The organism is Sedimentibacter sp. LTW-03 (genome assembly GCF_052059825.1).
Taxonomy (GTDB): Bacteria; Bacillota; Clostridia; order Tissierellales; family Sedimentibacteraceae; genus Sedimentibacter.
Window position 1 is genome coordinate 1,790,134 of record NZ_CP197180.1, and the last position, 19,784, is coordinate 1,809,917.

The following is a 19,784-nucleotide window of genomic DNA, read 5'->3' on the forward strand; positions in this document are numbered from 1 at the left end:
AATATGCTCCTTTGTTGTTAGAATACACCTTTGTCTATATATTCTTTAATTATTTCTTCGCTTAAGCCTATAAAATCCTCGTACACATTAAAATTGTGCTGTCCAAGTGTTGGTGCAGGCGTTCTTATTTCAGCTTTTTTATCACTAAATTTTATATGCTCTCCAGTCAATGTGGTCTTCCCGGCTACAGGGTGTTCAACTTCGACGAACATTTCTCTGGCAACTGCTATGTGAGGGTCTTTAACAACTCTATCTATTGTATTTATCGGAGATGAAGGAACTCCTACATTTAATAACTTTTCAACTATTTCATCTACCTCAAATTTTTTTGTCCACTCTTCAATAATAGGCTTCAGTAACTCATGATTTTTAACTCTCAATGCATTTGTTGCAAATCTTTCGTCATTAACCAGTTCTTCTTGATTCATAGCTTCTACCAAAAGTTTGTAAAGCTTGTCATTTCCACAGCCTATTATTACATCACCGTCCTTAGCCTTAAATGAATCATAAGGATATGCAGATTCATATCTGTTTCCTATTCTTTCTGGAATTCTTCCAGTTGCAAGATATATTTGAGTAATTATTTCCAATGAAGATACAACTGAATCAACCAAAGCAACATCAACTTTTTGCCCTTCTCCGGTCTTTATTTTATTTACCACAGCAGCTAAAACACCTATTGTACATCCAAGTCCGCCTAATACATCTCCCATTGCTGTTCCTGTCCTTGTAGGCTGTCCTCCAGGCCATCCTGTTGTGCTCATCAGCCCACCCATTGCCTGTCCGATTATATCGTAACCTGCTCTTTGGCTGTAGGGTCCGTAATGTCCAAAACCACTGACACATCCATATACAATTCCGGGATTGATTTCTTTCAGTGTTTCATAACCCAAACCAAGTTTTTCCATTGTACCAGGTCGATAATTTTCAATTACCACATCAGCTTTTTTAACCATCTTCTTAAAAACTTCTTTTCCCTCAGGCGCTTTTAGATTTAAAGTCACTCCAAGTTTATTCCTGTTTAAATTCATGTAGTACGCGCTTTCACCATTGATAAACGGGCCAAAAGCTCTGCTGTCGTCCCCCTTCTTAGGCTGCTCTATTTTATACACGGTAGCACCCATGTCAGCAAGCATCATTCCGCAGTAAGGTCCTGCTAAAACTCTTGTCAGATCAAGTACTACTACACCGTCTAATATTCCTTTGCTCATCTTTATTTCTCCTTTACAAATAATCTTTCTGTCAATGTTTATTGTACAAATTTTATTTTTTATTGATATTAAATTTTCTCTCTAATCTCAAGGATATGGAGCAGGTACCCCTGCTCCATGATTTATTTATTACATTCCTACGCCCAATAAACCAAACGTTATAAAATACATTATAAGCGGGAATAAAACTAGTCCTATTATTTTTAATCCAAGGCCTGCCTTCATTAAATCTGATATTTCAAATGCACCTGTACTGTAAGCAATTGCATTTGGAGGTGTTGAAGGAGGAAGCATGAATGCAAAGTTTGATGCAATCATACAAGTCAGCATCAGCTGAAGCGGATCCATTCCTATTCCTTTTGCAATACCTGCCAAGACAGGAAGGAAAGACGCAACAACAACTGCGTTTGTTGTAACTTCCGTAAGTATTGCAGTTACTAAACCTACTGCAATAATAATCACTATAGGCGACATACTGCTGAGTGCTCCCAGGTTAGATGCAACCCATTTTGCAACACCGGCATCCGTAAAGGCATTTCCCATAACCATTGAACCGCCTAACAGCAGCATTGTCCCCCATGGTGCTTCTGATAATGCCTGCTTACCTTCAAGAAGATATACTCCTTTTTTGTAATCAACCGGAATAACCATTGTTGAAATTGCTATAGCTATTGCTATTGTTTCATCAGTAGCAAACGGTATATATGATTTCCAGAGAGAGCGGGTAACCCAGCAGAGAACTGAAACTGCAAAAACTACTGCTGTCAGCTTTTCTCCTTTGTTCATAGGTCCCAATGCTTCATATTCATTGTTTACAACATCTATGTTTATATCTTCCATTTTGTCTGTTTTATAAAATTTACGAAGATAAATCCATACTACCGGAAGCATAATAGCTGTAAACGGAAGCCCTATCTTCATCCATTCCAGGAAGCTGATCTCCAATCCAAGAGTTTCTTGAATTATGCCTATTCCTGTAGGGTTGGTAGTTGTACCTATTACAGTAGCAATACCTCCCAAAGTAGCCGCAAACGGTATAGCAAGAACTAATGCTTTTTTAAACCCTCCGGTTATTTGATCACCCATTGTTGCGATTATTGATATTGCAACCGGCAGCATCATAGCTGTAGCGGTAGTATTTGACATCCACATTGATATAAATGCCGTTGCAAGTATAAATCCTAAAATAATTCTGCTTGGCTTACTTCCCACTTTTTTTACAATTCCAAGTGCCATTCTTCTGTGCAATCCCCATTTCTGCATTGCAGAAGCTAAAAATCCAACTCCCAGCACCAGATATACTGTCGGGTAAGCATAATGCCTGAATAGTTCAATTTCGTTTTGACCCTTTGATCCTGTAATCCCCAGAAGCGGATACAGTAATATGGGTAATAACGCAGTCATTGGAATCGGTATTGCCTCCGTCATCCAAAAAACTATCATCAGCACTGATACCGCCAATACTTTTTGACCTAAAACTGTCAGACCTGCCGGAGCAGGCATTGCTAACAATATAGCACTTAAAATAACTCCCGCTATAAGACCTATTTTCCTAACTTTAAATTCACCCATTGAATCCTCCGTATTTTCTTAGTTATTAGTAATAAATTTTAATAAGTTTTTTATAAACGCGCATTTATAAAACTGTAGTACAAGCAAGTACAAAATATTATAAGCAAACCTCATGCCAACGTAAATAATTATTTTTTATATTTTAATATATCATTGATTTTTCAACAAATAAATATTTATAACTGCCATGTTTTAATTTTTATAAAAGATTTTTTTAAAATATAATAATAAAAAAAGCACGGCATTGTTTCATGTTGTTGCTACCGCGTTTCATTATGTTTCATGTTTTTAGCTTATTTGTTGCATGAACTTTATTGCATACTTATTTTCATTTCAAAATAAAAGCATATTCATCTAAAAGTCACAACTTTTTCTAAATAAAAAATTGAACTTTTCTTATGTTCATTTAAATTCAGACATGTTTTTTCTGTATCTGGCAGGAACAAATTGAAACTGCAAATTAAAATTCTTTCTCTCCTTAATTGCCATGTCTGTAAAATACTGCTTCCACAACCCTTGAATCATTGCTTCGTCTTCAGAATATTCAATACTTTCTATATTAATGTTTTCCTTGATTTCCCATGTTTCATCAGCATATATTGCAGCTTTTTTTCTTTTCTCATCATAAATTAAGAATTTCTCAAATCTATATCTATCTGCAAAATGATCAACAACTAATAATAATACATCATTGTCGGGAGAAAATTTTGCAAAAAGAATTCCATCAATATCTGAAAAGCGTAAAATTCCAAGAAATCTATGAACCTCTCTGGTAACCTTAAGAGAAGCCTCTTTTATAGGAAGAACCTTATCATGAGTATAGAAATTCATTGTGTTTTTACCATATTTAAAAGCAAATACTAAAAAATCAAGTATATAATTTTCTTTATTTTCCAAAAAAGACAAATAGCAATAATATATATCAACATATGCTTCTCTGGAAATTTTTTTCAATATCGATTCCGACACAATCGATGCCTTTAATATATCAGTTTCAATCACTTCGCTTTCATTCAGCATTGAATGCTGATATTTTGAAATTTCATATATTCCTGAGGCCGCCTCATTTTTATAATGATAATAGATACAGGTTAGCAATCCTTCAAAAGTCCCATCATATAAATAATCCATAGTACACCTATATTAAATCGTAAATTGAAAGCTGTTGTTGAACTTCCATTCTTCTCAGTTCCGTTTTTATAATCTCAGGATCAAATTTAACATTCCCATAGTATTTTCCTTTAACAGTTATAAAATATTTTGCTCTTTTTAAAACTGTGCGCATTTTTTTTAGCGAATCATAGGACAGTTGCGCATTTTTCCTTTCTCTAACAATTTTTTGGGCACTCTTTACTCCAAGTCCGGGAATTCTCAGAAGTTCTTCGTAAGGAGCCTTATTAATTTCTAAGGGAAACCTGTTCAAATTTCTAAGTGCATACATCATTTTAGGATCGAAATCCAAATCGAGATTTTGGTCGGTTTCCGTAAATAATTCCTCACAATTAAAATAATAAAAGCGCATGAGCCAATCTGCCTGATAAAGCCTGTGTTCTCTCAAAAGAGGTGGCATTGTGCTTATAGCCGGCAGATTGGGCGATGAAATCACAGGAATGTATGCAGAAAAGAAAACTCTCTTCATATTAAATCTATCATATAAATTCTGTGACAATCCAAGGATGGTTTTGTCGCTATCCGGAGTTGCCCCAATAATCATTTGTGTGGACTGCCCTCCCGGCACAAATCTAGGTGTGCTGCGAAAAAATTTTTCATCTTCAATTGTGCGGGTTATTTCATTATTTATTACTGACATAGGTTTAATAATATTTTCAATTTTTTTCTGAGGAGCAAGCGCTCTTAAACTTTTTTCTGTGGGAAGCTCTATATTAACACTCATTCTATCTGCCAGCATTCCTGCTTTTTGAACAAGCATTGGATCTGCTCCCGGAATAACCTTAACATGCACATAACCCCAAAAATTATATTTATATCTCAGTAGTTCCAAAACTTTATATATGTTTTCCATTGTATGGTCGGGACTTTTCTCCACAGCAGAACTTAAAAATAATCCTTCTATATAGTTTCTCCTGTAAAACTGAATTGTCAGCTCGGCAACCTCTTCGGGTGTGAAAGTTGCTCTTTCAGTATTATTCGTCACTCTGTTAAGACAGTAGCTGCAGTCATAGATGCAATCATTTGTAAGTAAAATCTTAAGCAGAGAAATACATCTGCCGTCTGACGACCAAGCATGGCATATACCGGCAGACGAAGCATTCCCTATTCCCCCTACTGTTTTATTCTTTCTTTCAACCCCGCTTGAAACACATGAAACATCATATTTTGCGGCATCTGACAATATTCTTAGTTTATTAAACAAGCTTTCATTCATATTTCACCACGCACCTATTAATCAGTAAAGTAATTTACTCAATAATACTACAATATGATTTGCTTGTCAAACATTTGTTCGAATATTATTTGCTTGGTTTTGTTGTATATGCTGATGTATATATCATTTGTTAAAATATTATTTTATATAAAAGTTATTTTATATTGTATTTTGCATTTCAAAATTATAATAAATGCTGAAATACAAACATTGTGCCTCTAGGTCAAACACTTAGAATTTTGTAATAAACTTGTAATATTTATTTTCAGTTGATAATTGTGTAATATATTTGTCATATTTTCCAACTGTTCAAGTATTTGAGGGTTACATTTCATAATTGTACATGCTATAATTTATTCACAACGAAAGGATAATATCAAAATAGATTACGTTCGTTAAGGTTAGGGGTAATTATATAAAACAAAAGGAGAATATAATGAGAAATAAAATTTTAGCATTAACTTTAGCAACAATTTTAGCACTATCATCAAATACTGCTTTCGCAGCTGATATGAACGCTTTTAACTTCAATTTCTATGACTTGTTTAATAATAATATTAATTATACGAATACAGATTATAATCAAGCGGAATCTAGCGCACAAAAGCAACCTGCTGAAAATTCACAGGCAGAAACTAAACAAACTGCAAATTCATCTACTAAATCTTCAAATTCGAGCTATGAGCAGAGAGTTGTACAATTAGTAAATGTTGAGAGAGAAAAAAACGGACTTAACCCTTTGGTATTGGATTCATCTATTTCTAATGTAGCAAGAGCTAAATCAAAGGACATGGCCGATAACAACTATTTTGCTCACCAGTCTCCCACATACGGAAGTGCCGGTGACATGTTAAGAAACTTTGGAATTAACTGGTCAGCATGGGGTGAAAATATAGCATCAGGCCAAAATACACCTGAACAGGTAGTTAACGCATGGATGAATTCCGAAGGTCATAGAGCAAACATACTTTCAACCAACTTTGGAAAAATAGGCGTTGGATATGTTACTGATTCAAACGGAACACCATATTGGACACAGATGTTCACAAATTAATCTACAATGTATTTAAAAACCACAAGTAGCATATGCTGCTTGTGGCTTTATTTAATTCTTAGCATTTTTCTTGCTATTTTTATGATTGGTCTGAACAATATTCCCTCCATTTCCTTAGAGACATTTTTCAATTCTTTTCTTATTTCTATTTTTTGAGGACAATGAACTTCACATTTTCCGCATTCAACACATTGTGATGCAAATGCCGACTTTGAAGAAAATCCACCAAGCGTCTGTACGTATTTCCATCTAAATCTTTTACCTGATAGCAAATATTTATCATTGTATGCAGAAAAACACCCTGGTATATTTACCCCGTGAGGACAAGGCATACAGTAGCCGCAGGCTGTGCATGGAATTTTAGTTTTTTCAGCCATTATTTTTTTAACCTCATCATACACCCTAAGCTCCTCAAAAGATAATGAACCAGCATGTGCTGATTGGGCCGTATCTATATTTTCCGCAAGCTGGCTTTCAGCATTCATACCTGACAGCACGACTGTAACCTCTTTGTGATTCCACACCCATCTAAGTGCCCATTCTGCAGGAGATCTTTTTTCATCAAAGTCATTAAACGCTGAAATAACTTCTTCCGGAAGATTTGTAACAAGCTTTCCGCCTCTCAGAGGTTCCATTATTATTACAGGTATATTCAGTGAATAAGCAAGCTCCAACCCTGATCTCTCGGCCTGGTTATACTCATCCATATAATTGTACTGTATCTGGCAAAAATCCCAGTCATATGACTTTACAATCATTTCAAAATCTATTTTGCTCCCATGGAAAGAAAAGCCCAGGTTTTTAATAGTTCCTTTTTTCTTTTCTTCCTCAAGCCATTCCATCACACCCAGTGATACCATCTTGTCAAACATTGCCTTGTCAGTTAACATGTGAAGCAGATAGTAATCTATGCATTCAGTTCTCAGACTGTCAAGCTGTGTTTCAAATATTTTTACTGCTCTGTTCAAACTATTTACCATGTAAGGAGGAAGTTTAGTCGCAATTTTCACCCTTTCTCTGTATCCGTCAGTCAGAGCCTTACCTAATAGCACTTCATTTTTCCCTGCCTGATATACGTAAGCAGTATCAAAATAATTTATACCTTGCTCAATTGCACTTCGAATCAGGCTGATTGCTTCAGTTTCATTCGATGGCAACCGAAGGCAGCCAAAGCCAAGTATTGAAAGTTCATCACCATTTTTTATGTTTGTTCTAGTAAGCATATACACCTTCACTTTTTACTTCACATCTGATAAGTCAAATATAAAGCTCGTTCCTTTATTTTGTTCGCTGGCTGCTGTTAAGCTAATGCCATGCCTTAATGCTATTTGCTTTGCAATTGTCAGCCCCAGTCCTGTTCCTGTCTTGTTGTTGTCTGATTCATCTTTAAAATAACGATCAAATATATGAGGAAGATTTTCTTTTGAAATACCGATACCTGTATCTTTTATAATTACTTTTTGTTTTTCCATATTAATGCTGACCGTTTCATTTTCCTTAGAAAATTTAATTGCATTATCTACTACAACCATGAACATCTGTCGAAGACGCCCGTAGTCACCGTTAATAATAAACAAATTCGTATCATGCACGTACTCTATTTTAATGTTTTTGCGCTGTGCAATTTTTGAAGCACTTCGTACAACATCTTCTAAAATATCAAATATATTAACATCTTCTGTTTCTATTTTAAAGTCTGTATTCTGAAGCCTTGACAACTCAAGCAGATCATTAACCAGCCTTTCCAACCCTTTGCTTTCACTGAGCATCTGCATGTAATACTCCGATATTTTTTCCGGATCCTTAATTATACCATCGCACAAAGCTTCAAGAGATCCCCTGATAACTGTTACTGGCGTCCTAAGTTCATGTGAGATGTTGGATATGAATTCCTGCCTCTGCTTTTGAAGATTTTCGCTCTCAAGACTTGCTAGATAAAGTTTATGGCTTAACCAGTCCAAAGTGTTTGCAAGCTCTCCAATTTCGTCGTTCTGATTTACTTCCGTCCTTGCGGAATACTGTCCTTGAGCAAGCTTAAATGCTGTATCCTTCATATTTTTTAAAGGCTTTGCAAATGTAACCGCAAGTACCGTTGACAGAATAATGGATAAAACAAGGGAGACAAGAATACTCAGCACTAATACTTTATATCCTTCCTTAACACCTTCATCAATCCCCTTTACAGGCGAATGTAAAAGTAAAGCTCCAATAATTTCATTCCCTGACTTAATAGGTGTTCCCACAGTAATAGTAGGCGAATCTAAAAGATCACTGAATCCCTCGCTGAACGTTGTAACTCCATTAAACACTTCTCTTACTACTGAATCCGCATCTTCAGGCAGGTCAGCATAACTGTAATTCATATGTGCCATAGTTCCAGTTGTGAGCAAGTTCAAATCTTCATCTACAATCCATGCATCAGCCATTGCAATATCATCTATATTTTTCAGATATGTTCCTATTCCGCCTCTCATGGTCATCATACCATTCATGCCCATTTTCCCATGCATACCCCCGAAATCTAACCCCGAGCCTTCAGTCAGTTCAGATATTGTATCCGCAATTGTCAGTGCCCTGTTTTCCATTTCCGTTTTATGCAAATCTACTGTATTATTTTTAAATAGACTGATAAAAATTATTCCTATTATGACAGCAAACACAATAAGGGCTGCAGAAAAATATATAGTCAGCTTAAACGCAATTTTATTTTTCATTATCTCACCTCAAATTTATATCCCACACCCCATATGGTTTTTATTTCCCAACCATCGTGTTCAAATTCATCAAGCTTTGAACGCAGCCTTTTTATATGGGAATCAACAGTTCTGTTATCTCCGTAATAATCATATCCCCATAAGCTGTTAAGCAGGTTTTCTCTGGTAAAAACCTTATTTTTACTTGAAGCAAGCGTCCAAAGTATTTCTATTTCTTTTTTTGTTAATGATACTTTCTCATCATTAATCGTTACATTGTAATCGTCCATATCAATTACCAGGTTTGAATATGTTATCAGTTGTTTGTTCACCTTATCATCAGAAAATATCCTGCGCATAATTGCCCTTACTCTTGCCATGACTTCACCAGGAGAAAACGGTTTAACTATATAATCATCCGCTCCTATATCAAGTCCCATAATTTTTTCAAAATCCTCTCCTCTGGCAGTTATCATAATAACAGGTACATTTGACTTTTTGCGTATTTCACGGCAGACCTCAAATCCGTCCTTTTGAGGCATCATTACATCAAGTAATACAATATCCGGAGCATATTTATCAAATGCTTCCACAGCTGAATTTCCGTCATAAGCTATTTTGACTTCAAATCCTTCGCTTAGAGCATACTCCTTTAAAATTGAAGTTATCTGTCTGTTGTCATCTGCAATCAGAATTGTTGGCATACAATCACCTCATTTTGTTTTGATAATTATACCATATTAAAATAAATGTGTGACTAATTTATGTCTTTTTAAAATTAATTTTCATAAAAAATAAATACTTTTGACAAAATTTCGCCATAATTATAGGTTATCTTAATTACATAGAACAAAACAAAATAAATGGAGGTACAAAAAATGAAAAAATCTAAAAAAATTATACTTGCAGGAGTAGCAGCATTCACTTTGGCTATAACTTCCGTAACTGCATTTGCATTCACAACTGGTTCACCGGCTGAAATTTTTGCGGGGTTAACAGAAAAAACCGTAGATGAAGCAATAGATCTAAGATACGAATCTGGCAAGACATTCGGTCAGCTGGCATCTGATGAGGGAGTGTGGGAAGAATTCAATACAGAAATGCTGGAAGGTAAAAAAAGTTTACTTGACGAAAGAGTTGCCAATGGTTATCTAACACAGGAAGAAGCTGATGAAATATATTCAGGTATTCTCGAAAGAACGGAATACTGTGATGGTTATGGCATCGGTGGCGGTCGTATGGGCTGCAATTATGGAAATGGATTTGGCCAAGGTAGAGGATACGGAAGGATTCGATAGAATAGAAAGTTTAAAGAAACACAATCAAATATTATAATATAACAAAGCCGTAAGAGCTATTTCTATCTTACGGCTTTGTTTTAGATATAAATAATCATATTGAAATAATTACTATTCTGCTTATATTACCATTTCTTTGAGTTTTTCTTTATCCGTAACACGTATCAATCCTCTGGACAACTTAAGTATTCCCTGGGACTCAAAAGTTTTGAGCATCCTTGAAACAACTTCTCTAGCACTGCCAAGATACTTTGCTATCTGCTCGTGTGTAAGGCTTATATCTGTTGTTCTATTTTTAGCAATTTCGTCTATAAGAAATGTAGCAAGCCTTTTGTCAAAGCTCATAAATAAAATTTGCTCAATAGCCCACATTACGTCCGAAAATCTTTCTACTGTATTCTTGTAAGCAAAATTCTCAACATATATGTTTTGATTGTTAAGCTGACTGAATGTTCCTACATTCAGCTGCAGAACTTCAGTTTTTGTCTCTGAGTTTATCATAACGTCAAATGTTATATTATTTAATATGCATGACGCCGACAAAACACAGGTATCTCCTTCTGAAAGCCTGTATAACGTAACTTCTCTTCCATCCTCAGACATTATATAGACGCGCAGGCCTCCCTTTTGAATAAGGAGCAGGCCAAGACATTCGTTTTCTGCGCTATGCAAAATTTCATCTTTATCATAAAATACTTTTGTAGTATTGTTTTTTATCAGAGCTTTTTCCGATTTGTCAAGATTGTTCCAAAATGGTAAGTTGTATTCTAAATATTCAAGATCAATTTCATTAAGCATAATATCACCCCAATTATTATTATATATAATATTATACTTACTGACACAATTAATCAACAATATATTAAAAATATAGAGTATTACCATGAAATGAACCATCTTGGCATATATATCTACTGCTTTCTAAACTCCTGCTGCGCTCCGGCTGTCAATACACATTTAGATGTATAGCTAATCAGTGCATAGACTCATTCTCTGCAAAAAGTTCATCCATCCACATCAAAACATCTTCGTAAACCTGCTCTCTGTCCAATTCGTTCAGGACTTCATGCCTGTCTCCACTATATATTTTTACCGAAATATTTTTCTTACCAAACTGTCTATATAATCCTGACACCCTTCTCACATCGTTGCCGAATTTGCCCACAGGATCATTATCTCCGGATATAAATATCAACGGAAGATTGTTGGGAATGGCTTCAATTCTTTCTTTTTCATTCATAGAAATCATAACTTCAAACATATTGTAAAATGCGTTCAGGGTAAATATAAAACTTATTCTCGGGTCTGAAACATATTCGTCAACCTTATCATCATCTCTTGTGAGCCAATCAAATTTTGTCCTGCTAGGTTTAAATTTCTTATTGTTACTGCCAACCGACAAATAGTTTACAAATCTGCTTCTATATCTCCAACTTTTAAATGAAGCTATAAATTTAGTAATAAAAATCCCAGACTTTATAACCCAATACGGAGGCTGACCTGTTCCTGAAATTACTGCTCCATCAATTTTGTTCCCGTACAAATTTATAAACTGTCTGGTGAGAAATGACCCCATGCTGTGACCCAATATGAAAAATGGTAAATCAGGATAGTCATTTTTCAAAATATTCATCAGTTTATGCATATCCTCAATAAGAAATCTGCTTCCGCCCTCTCCGAAATAACCTCTGTTATTTTCGCTTAAGACAGACTTTCCATGCCCCAGATGATCGTTGCCTGCTACAAGTACCCCATGTTCCGCCATATATCCGGCAAATTCGTCATATCTTTCTATATGTTCAAGCATTCCGTGGGAAATCTGCATTACAGCCTTAATTTCACCTTCGGGCACCCATTTAACCGCATGTATTTTAGTTTTTCCGTCTGATGAGCTGTAACAAAACTCTTCCGTTGACATATTTTTCTCCTCTTAATTTCCTCTTTTACAAGGAATTATATATTAAATCAATAAAATTTTCAATAAATATAATTATTATGCTGTCACTAGAAATTACGATTCGCCACATATCTACTAATTTCATCAACAAAAGTAAAAAATTGAGCTTTGGAAGTATAAAATAAAAATGCAAGCCGATTAAATTTTTAAACAGCTTGCATTACAATTGTTATTACATAATAGGGTCTATAAACACCTCGATTATGCCACCGCAGACCATTCCGTCATCCTCGGCTTCCTGACCTGTCATATCCACCTTGACCAACTCGCATCTTTGAGCGTCTAGAGCGTTAAACGCCTTTTGTCTTAGCTCAGCCTCAACGCAGCCTCCTCCGATAGTACCGATCATTGTGCCGTCCTTGCACACAATCATTTTAGTCCCTACGTCTCTCGGCGAAGAACCCTTTCTTGAAACAATTGTTACTACGGCTTTTGGGATGTTTTTTAACTTTTCACCGGATATTGCATCTACCAGCTCTTTATCAAATGAGCTCATTCCTGACTTCTTATTTTTTATTTCTATTATCTCAGCCATTATAGAAACAGCAATCTCAGCAGGTGTTTCTGCACCTATTTTCAATCCAATAGGAGTATGAACCATGTCAAGCTTTTCTCTGGGAACTCCTTTTTCTTCCAAATAATCAAGCACCTTGCCTACGCGAAGTCTGCTGCCAATCATTCCTATATATGCGTTTTCTTTGTTAATAATTTTTTCCAGACACATTTGATCATATCTGTGTCCTCTGGTAACGATTATGAAAAACGTTCCGCTGTCACCTTCAATCTTGTCCAATGCATCCTCAAATGGCTCATACATAACATTGTCAGCTCCAGCCGCCTTTGCATTGTTTGTAAAAATCATTCTGTCATCAATTACTGTAACTGGTAAATCCATGAGATTGCACATTTTAATTATCGCAATTGAAACATGACCAGCCCCACACACTACTGCACTGTAGCTCTTTCTTAAAAATTCAATGTATATTTTTTCACCATCCACTAAAACAGTCTGACTTTTTTTATTTACAGGCATGGACTCAGCCGCTTTTTTCCAATCTACGCTATCATTTGATTCAGAATATATTTTTTCACCATCTGATAAAATCAGCTTTGCTCCCTTATTTTTGCCTGTCAAATATGTAAAAACCACGTTGTCCTTGCTGCTGTCAAGATCCTGTAAAATTTTATAAAATTCCATAATTCACACCTGCCCTGTTTTTATTAATTCCGTACTTAGAAAGCCTTTGGCTTAAAATAGACTATTCTATTCTTAAATTATATATCTTCATTCATTACAAGTCAATGATATCATGCCGTTCATCACTAAGTTTTGCCATAAATTTCACAATAAAAAAAGGCTGTTACTCTTCGCAACAGCCTTTCTGCAGCTACCTTTCATTTTGATGATCAACTCTATCCTGATAATTATCATCTTTTAATCCAAATACTGCTCTGGCACTTTCCGCTTGAGGATTATGCGTAATATGCTTAGAGCGGAATTTACCATCATGCTTTTTGTTATTTCTTGTGCTTTTCATTTTGTTGTCTGTCATATAAGTCTCCTGAATAACGGTTAAAATAAAAGTGTGATATGTGTCTTTCTTATATACAATGTTCTATGTGGTGTTGCTTAAAAATTTATTAGCACTTTTATTTCTGTAGTCTTATTTTTACCTTAAACTTTAGTTTGATACATATATTATTTTTCCAATGAATTAATTTTTTAACTGCATTTTCATAAGCAAATTAAAAATATAAAAAAATATTTTTTTGCTTATATACAAATAACTATATTGAATTAGGATTCTACTTCTATTTTAGACACCTGAACCCATAATTTTAATATATCAGTCAGAACTAACTTGTTCACAGTCAATTGATACTCTGTCCCACCAAGCCTTAATATCCTTTTATTTATAACCTGAAAAAGTATCTCCGCATCCAGTCCTTTAATTTCCTTTCCCAGCAAAGATCTGTATTTTTCCTTGATGGATTTTTCAATTTCCATACTATTAATTTGGTGGATCTGCTCTTCGTTGAAGTCAGTAAACTCCAATACAATCTCAACGTCTTTCAGAACAGTCTCTTTATTATTTATAGACTTCTCCAGCTTTGCAAGCTTTTCATCTTTATCAGCTATTGTATTTTCAAGATACGCAATTTTCTCATAAAACGAATCCATCCTATAGCTTACAAGCAGGCTTATGGATATTGCTCCCAGTATTACTCCCCACAGCAGGCCTGTCATGAAGCATATTATAAAAGGATACCCCTTCTGCTTTATCTTCCCCATATTATACCACACCTTTGAAGCAGCCTGATAAATTCATACCCCACATTAGCGCCTGTCAGAGAAATCAATATGTAAAGCAGCTGCTTAATTAACGTGCGTATTTCGCCGTCAAATATCCCTTTTTCAATTACCGTAAATGATGCAAATGTTCCTCCCAAGGACGCTGCTATTGCCCATATTTTTATGGAGTTTGCCGTCTCAACCATAATTTTGTACGGCGGCTGGTTTGAAAGGACAGCTCCCAATCCTGAAAATAAACTTGCTCCTACAACCACACCAAATGCAGTCAAAAAATTGTGAATGGCACTTATATAAAAAGAAGACATTTAATCACCATACCTTTATATTTCTTTTTACAAGGTATGTATGATTAAATGTCTTTATGATACTATGGTTCTATTTATACAATTTATTTATCAATACAGAATTTCTAGCTCTGCTCTTTTATCATCCCTATCCTGTAAGCATCTAAAAGCATCTGCAGATCCTTTATTTGCTCCTTAAGCTCTTCACCGTTGTCTGTATCACCCACTCTTTTTCTTTCAACCTCTTTTTGCAAAACTATCGTTGTGGAATGTATGTCCTTTTCCTCTTCAATTGCTTTTTGAGTAGATTCAAATGGATCGTGAGATACAAGAATCAAACCGTATGAATTATATATAAGCGTATATCCTGCAATACCCGTTGTTCCCTGATATGCTTTTGAAAAACCTCCATCAATAACCAGCAGCTTTCCATTAGCCTTTAACGGACTTTCTCCGTTTTTAAATTTAACAGGCACATGACCGTTAATAATATGGGAAGAATCTGAATTCAATTCGAACTCTTTAAATATCAAGCTGCACATTTCTTCACTGTCTTCAAGCTTAAAGTATGCATTTTTCTTTTCCTTATGAGTTTTAACATCATCAATAAAATATCTTTCAAATGTAGTCATCTTATCCTTACCGAACAGCGGTGAGTCAGGACCGGTCCAAAGATACCATGTCATATCCATTCCGTAAAGTTTTCCTTCAAGATTGTTCTTATGAAAATATCCCTCTCTGACTAAGATTTCAAGTCTGTCAAAAAAAGCTTTGCCGCTGTATTCTTTTCCCGATGATCCTATTCTTACCTTTTTAAATGTTCCGTCTTCATTCACAGGAATGCATCCATGATATAGAAGATTTGAATTAACCTTCAGGTACATGCTTCCATTAGCCAGCAGAAACCTTATATGTTTTTGAAGTTTTTCACTATTTAAAAATGATGATTTTAATTTATCAATTATTTCTCTTTCTTCTTTTGTAATGAGATACGGATTTTTTGGATCTACCGTTGGGAAATTAGTATCATTTAATTTATACGTGCTGCCACACAAATCAATCGTTCCGTCCTCGAAATTTATTTTATTAAGCAGCAGCCTGTCTTCCATGCCAAAATGCGGACGTCTTCTTATTACTTCGCCTTCAAGCTTAAACTGTATAATTGAAATAGCTTTATGCATTTTTGCTATAAGTTTAAGCTGATTATCCTTAAAATCAGTATTTCCTTCCACTTTAGGTTTAAATTGTACGCAGTCATCGTCTCCGTAAAACTCAAGTGCAAATGTAGCAAGCGGAAGCAGATTAATTCCGTATCCATCTTCTACAGTATCAAGATTAGCATACCTGGTACATATTCTCAGAACTGTCGCTATACATGCCTCATGACCTGCTGCAGCGCCCATCCACAGCGCATCATGATTTCCCCACTGAATATCCACAGCATGATAGTTCAGCAGTGTATCCATAACCTTTTCTGCACCCGGACCTCTGTCAAAAATATCGCCTACAATATGTAGTCTGTCAATGACCAGCCTTTGAATCAGCTTAGACATAGCAACAATAAATTCATCGGCTCTTCCAACTTTTATTATGGAGTTTATTATTTCACAGTAGTATTCTTCCTTGTCATATTCTTCGGGGCCCTTGTGCATGAGTTCCTCGATTATATATGCAAACTCCTTTGGTAAAGCCTTCCTTACCTTCATTCTTGTGTACTTGAAGGCAGCCTTTCTGCTTACAACTATAAGCCTGTAAATAGTAAGTTTATACCATTCCTCTATGTTTTCTTCCTGCTTACGTATAATTTCAAGCTTCTGTTCAGGGTAATATATAAGTGTAGCCAGACTTTTTATATCCTTTTCACTCATTATTTCACCAAAAACCTCGGTAATTTTTCGTTTTATATTGCCTGATCCGTTCTTTAACACATGGTTAAACGATTCATACTCACCATGTATGTCTGATAAAAAATGTTCGGTTCCTTTAGGAAGATTTAATATTGCCTGCAAATTGATTATTTCCGTACAGCAAGAAGCAATAGTTGGAAATTGCTTTGATAAAAGCTTTAAATACCGCAATTCTTCATTCAAATCCTGAACCGCGTCTTCAATTGAATATTGCATGACACTCTCCTTAATAAGATATTTTATTTCTAGAGTATTCACATGATCTATATTTATATTATACCATACATATTATAAATGTCATACTATTTAGTAGCTTTTCTAAATAAAAAAGAGAAAATCATAAATGTCTGGTTTCCTCTTTTTCCTTCTCATAATTACTTTATCTCTTCGGAATGTGGATAGCATTTCCATGTACTGCATGAGCTGCTTCGTGAAGAATTTCTCCCACAGTTGGATGAGCATGTATTGTCGAAGTAATTTCATCCACTGTAGCTTCAAGCCTTATAGCAAGTGCTCCTTCAACAATTAAATCAGTTGCTCTCGGTCCTGCAATATGAAGTCCTAAAATTTCACCTGTATCTGCATCGGAAATATATTTTGCAATTCCTTCTGTTTCTCCCTCTATCATCGATTTGCCATTTATATACATGGGAACAGCACCTACTCTTACATCATATCCCTTTTTAATCGCCTGTTCTTCGGTCAGTCCGACTCCGGCCAGTTCTGGTCTTGTATAGACACAATAAGGAGTTGTTTTAAAATCAATTTGAGGTTTTTTGTTCATTATAGCTTCAACAGCCATTATTCCTTCAGCTGATGCCACATGAGCAAGCATTACTCCTCCTATACAATCTCCTACGGCATATATATTTTCTATGCTTGTCTGCATGTTTTTATTTACCGATATTCTTCCTCTGTCTGTTTTAATTCCTACACTGTCTAAAGAAAGATTATCTGTAACCGGTATTCTTCCTATTGATAAAAGCACTTTTTCAGCAGTAATAGATATGCTGCCATTAGCCGATTCTGCATTCAGCACAAGGCCATCCTGTGATTCTGTAATAGATGCTACCCTTGTATTTAGGAAAATATCCACCCCGCTGCTTATAAGTTTTTCCTTTAGAGGTTTTACAATATCCTTATCCATCGCTTCTACTATGTCAGGAAGCATCTCAATTATTGATACCTTGCAGCCCAACGCTGAATAAACACCGGCTATTTCTGTGCCGATAACTCCTCCGCCTATTATAGCCATGCTTTTTGGAACAGCATTTAAGGAAAGCACCTCATCACTTGTTATTACTCCTGGCAAATTTATTCCCGGCAACGGAATACGCGCAGGCTTTGAGCCTGTTGCAATCACTGCATAATCAAAATCGACAATTGTTTCCTCCGATCCATTTTTCACAATAATTTCTCTTGTGCTCTTAAACCTTCCTTCACCAGCTATTTTTATAATTTTATTGCTCTTTAATAGGCCTTCTACTCCACCTACTAACCTGCTTATTATTTTATCTTTTCTTTTTTGCAACTGTTTCCAGTTCACTTTGGCTCCCGCAATTTCAATTCCCATTTCCTTAAAATCATTGTTAGCTTTTTCTATTTCAACTGCCGTATGAAGCAAAACCTTAGTAGGAATGCACCCTCTGTTTAAACAGGTTCCTCCTACCTTTTTCTTTTCTATAAGCACTACCTCTGCCCCAAGCTGGGCAGCTCTTACAGCAGCTACATAACCTGCCGGACCCCCTCCTAATATCGCTATCTTCACTGTCACACCTCCTATAATAAAAGAAGTCCCGGCTTCTCTATGTATTCCTTTAGTTTGGCCATAAACCTGGCCGCTTCCGCTCCGTCAACAACTCTGTGATCTGCTGTCAGACTTAAATTCATCATGGGTTTTATTGTTATTTCACCATTAACCACCTTTACTTCTTCGTTAATAGCATTAACTCCCAGTATTGCAACCTCCGGCTGGTTGACTATAGGTGTGAATGATTCCATTCCATACATGCCAATATTGCTGATAGTGAATGTTCCTCCCGTAAGATCATCAGATGTCAACTCATTGCTTTTGGCTTTAGATGCAAGGGCCTTAACCTCTTCCGAAATCTCTTTAAGTCCTTTTACATTGGCATATTTTACTACAGGTACAAGCAAGCCTTCAGGCAAAGCCACAGCTACACCCATATTAACATAATTCCTCGTAACTACTTCATTTCCGTCCACAGAGCTGTTTAAAACAGGGAACTCAAGCAGTACTTTAGACAGCACTTTCACAAGTATATCATTATATGAAATCTTCATTTCATCCTTAATATCTTCTCTCAGCTTTTTCATAGCAGTAGTATCAACCTTTAGATTATATGTAACTGTCGGTGATACCTGCTTGCTTTCCAGCATTCTTTTGGCAATAACCTTTCTCATGCTGCTCATTGGTTTTCTGAACTCCTGAGGAGCTGCATACTTGGTCAATTCCTTGCTGAGCTTGTATTTTATAACGTCATCTTTCATTATTCTTGTATCTTTTTCTATTTCATTTGTATCGACACCAAGCTGTGATGCCACAACAGCAGCTGTGGGAGATGCTTTTTTCGATTCGTTCTTTAGTTTATCCGCATAATTTTTAACATCATTTTCTGTAACTGAACCATCAGGACCGGTAGATTTTACAAATGAAATGTCCACACCTAATTCCCTGGCAATTTTTTTTGCTCTCGGAGATGCTTTGACTCTTCCCCCTTTATTAGAATCAATTGAACCTGTAGAAATCTCAGGCTGCACTTCTGCTGACTGTTCCGTTTCAAGTGAAGGCTCAGCAGTTCCACTCGCCTGATTAAGTAAATCTGTTATATCCTCATTCTCGTTACCTATTATTGCAACAGGCGCCAAAACCGGAACCGTGCCTTCCTCAACCAGTATTTTCCTTAATACACCTTCCGCTTTAGAATCATATTCATTTGTTAATTTATCTGTTTCAACATCAAAAATGATGTCCCCCTTTTTAATCGTATCCCCCTCTTGCTTTCTCCAGTTTAAAATGACACCTTCCGTCATGGTCAGTCCCATTTTGGGCATTACTATAAAATTTGCCATATTTTCCTCCTGATT

Annotated in this window: 18 protein-coding genes; 2 read left to right on the forward strand and 16 right to left on the reverse strand. The window is 35.7% G+C overall.

The genetic code is table 11. The features are described 5' to 3' along the window. Window positions 1-17 precede the first annotated feature (17 nt). The 4 genes from ACS3UD_RS08980 to ACS3UD_RS08995 all read right to left on the reverse strand — a co-directional run bounded on the left by ACS3UD_RS08980 (window position 18) and on the right by ACS3UD_RS08995 (window position 5,169). Window positions 18-1,211: a CaiB/BaiF CoA transferase family protein gene (locus tag ACS3UD_RS08980; protein ID WP_308139940.1), complete on the reverse strand. Its 1,194-nt coding sequence runs from the start codon at window positions 1,209-1,211 to the stop codon at window positions 18-20. Window positions 1,212-1,340: 129 nt separating this feature from the next. Then, on the reverse strand, window positions 1,341-2,783 hold the full coding sequence (locus tag ACS3UD_RS08985) for an SLC13 family permease (RefSeq protein ID WP_308139939.1): 1,443 nt from the start codon (window positions 2,781-2,783) through the stop codon (window positions 1,341-1,343). Between the two features lie 402 nt (window positions 2,784-3,185). After that, entirely contained in the window at window positions 3,186-3,914 is a 729-nt protein-coding gene (locus ACS3UD_RS08990) for a TIGR03915 family putative DNA repair protein (RefSeq protein WP_308139938.1), read from the reverse strand. 7 nt (window positions 3,915-3,921) lie between these two features. Beyond that, the gene (locus tag ACS3UD_RS08995) at window positions 3,922-5,169 is read right to left on the reverse strand and encodes a putative DNA modification/repair radical SAM protein (protein ID WP_308139937.1); all 1,248 of its coding nucleotides are present in this window, start codon (window positions 5,167-5,169) and stop codon (window positions 3,922-3,924) included. Window positions 5,170-5,605: 436 nt separating this feature from the next. On the opposite strand from ACS3UD_RS08995, the gene ACS3UD_RS09000 reads away from it, so the two are divergent. Next, a complete protein-coding gene (locus ACS3UD_RS09000; RefSeq protein ID WP_308139936.1) occupies window positions 5,606-6,223 on the forward strand; it encodes a CAP domain-containing protein in 618 nt (205 codons plus the stop codon). 47 nt (window positions 6,224-6,270) lie between these two features. Here the strand turns inward: ACS3UD_RS09000 and ACS3UD_RS09005 are convergent, their stop codons facing one another. Genes ACS3UD_RS09005 through ACS3UD_RS09015 form a run of 3 tightly spaced genes read right to left on the reverse strand, consistent with a single transcriptional unit; the run spans window position 6,271 to window position 9,620 of the window. Next, window positions 6,271-7,446, reverse strand: coding sequence for an aldo/keto reductase (locus tag ACS3UD_RS09005; protein WP_308139935.1), 1,176 nt, complete (start codon window positions 7,444-7,446; stop codon window positions 6,271-6,273). Between the two features lie 15 nt (window positions 7,447-7,461). Next, window positions 7,462-8,937, reverse strand: coding sequence for a sensor histidine kinase (locus ACS3UD_RS09010; protein WP_308139934.1), 1,476 nt, complete (start codon window positions 8,935-8,937; stop codon window positions 7,462-7,464). After that, window positions 8,937-9,620 (reverse strand): response regulator transcription factor, encoded by a 684-nt coding sequence (locus tag ACS3UD_RS09015; protein ID WP_308139933.1) that lies wholly within the window; start codon window positions 9,618-9,620, stop codon window positions 8,937-8,939. The genes ACS3UD_RS09010 and ACS3UD_RS09015 overlap by 1 nt, the downstream gene beginning before the upstream one ends. A 174-nt stretch (window positions 9,621-9,794) precedes the next feature. Here ACS3UD_RS09015 and ACS3UD_RS09020 point away from each other — a divergent pair, with 174 nt between their 5' ends. Then, on the forward strand, window positions 9,795-10,214 hold the full coding sequence (locus ACS3UD_RS09020) for a hypothetical protein (RefSeq protein ID WP_308139932.1): 420 nt from the start codon (window positions 9,795-9,797) through the stop codon (window positions 10,212-10,214). 120 nt (window positions 10,215-10,334) lie between these two features. Here ACS3UD_RS09020 and ACS3UD_RS09025 read toward each other — a convergent pair whose 3' ends face one another. From ACS3UD_RS09025 to ACS3UD_RS09065, 9 genes are all read right to left on the reverse strand, one after another. After that, window positions 10,335-11,012, reverse strand: coding sequence for a Crp/Fnr family transcriptional regulator (locus ACS3UD_RS09025; protein ID WP_308139931.1), 678 nt, complete (start codon window positions 11,010-11,012; stop codon window positions 10,335-10,337). A gap of 175 nt (window positions 11,013-11,187) precedes the next feature. Continuing rightward, a complete protein-coding gene (locus ACS3UD_RS09030) occupies window positions 11,188-12,132 on the reverse strand; it encodes an alpha/beta fold hydrolase (protein ID WP_308139930.1) in 945 nt (314 codons plus the stop codon). A 211-nt stretch (window positions 12,133-12,343) separates the two neighbouring features. Beyond that, window positions 12,344-13,369 (reverse strand): XdhC family protein, encoded by a 1,026-nt coding sequence (locus tag ACS3UD_RS09035; protein ID WP_308139929.1) that lies wholly within the window; start codon window positions 13,367-13,369, stop codon window positions 12,344-12,346. Window positions 13,370-13,559: 190 nt separating this feature from the next. Continuing rightward, window positions 13,560-13,724: a CPC_1213 family protein gene (locus ACS3UD_RS09040; RefSeq protein ID WP_308139928.1), complete on the reverse strand. Its 165-nt coding sequence runs from the start codon at window positions 13,722-13,724 to the stop codon at window positions 13,560-13,562. 245 nt (window positions 13,725-13,969) lie between these two features. Continuing rightward, window positions 13,970-14,464, reverse strand: a complete 495-nt coding sequence (locus tag ACS3UD_RS09045) for a hypothetical protein (RefSeq protein WP_308139927.1) — start codon at window positions 14,462-14,464, stop codon at window positions 13,970-13,972. Then, window positions 14,452-14,790, reverse strand: coding sequence for a YtrH family sporulation protein (locus tag ACS3UD_RS09050; RefSeq protein ID WP_213927048.1), 339 nt, complete (start codon window positions 14,788-14,790; stop codon window positions 14,452-14,454). Before ACS3UD_RS09050 ends, ACS3UD_RS09045 begins: the two co-directional genes overlap by 13 nt. A gap of 104 nt (window positions 14,791-14,894) precedes the next feature. Then, a complete protein-coding gene (locus tag ACS3UD_RS09055; protein WP_308139926.1) occupies window positions 14,895-16,892 on the reverse strand; it encodes a fructose-1,6-bisphosphatase in 1,998 nt (665 codons plus the stop codon). Between the two features lie 163 nt (window positions 16,893-17,055). Beyond that, window positions 17,056-18,444 (reverse strand): dihydrolipoyl dehydrogenase, encoded by a 1,389-nt coding sequence (gene lpdA, locus ACS3UD_RS09060; protein ID WP_308139925.1) that lies wholly within the window; start codon window positions 18,442-18,444, stop codon window positions 17,056-17,058. 11 nt (window positions 18,445-18,455) lie between these two features. Then, a complete protein-coding gene (locus ACS3UD_RS09065; RefSeq protein WP_308139924.1) occupies window positions 18,456-19,769 on the reverse strand; it encodes a dihydrolipoamide acetyltransferase family protein in 1,314 nt (437 codons plus the stop codon). Window positions 19,770-19,784 lie beyond the last annotated feature (15 nt).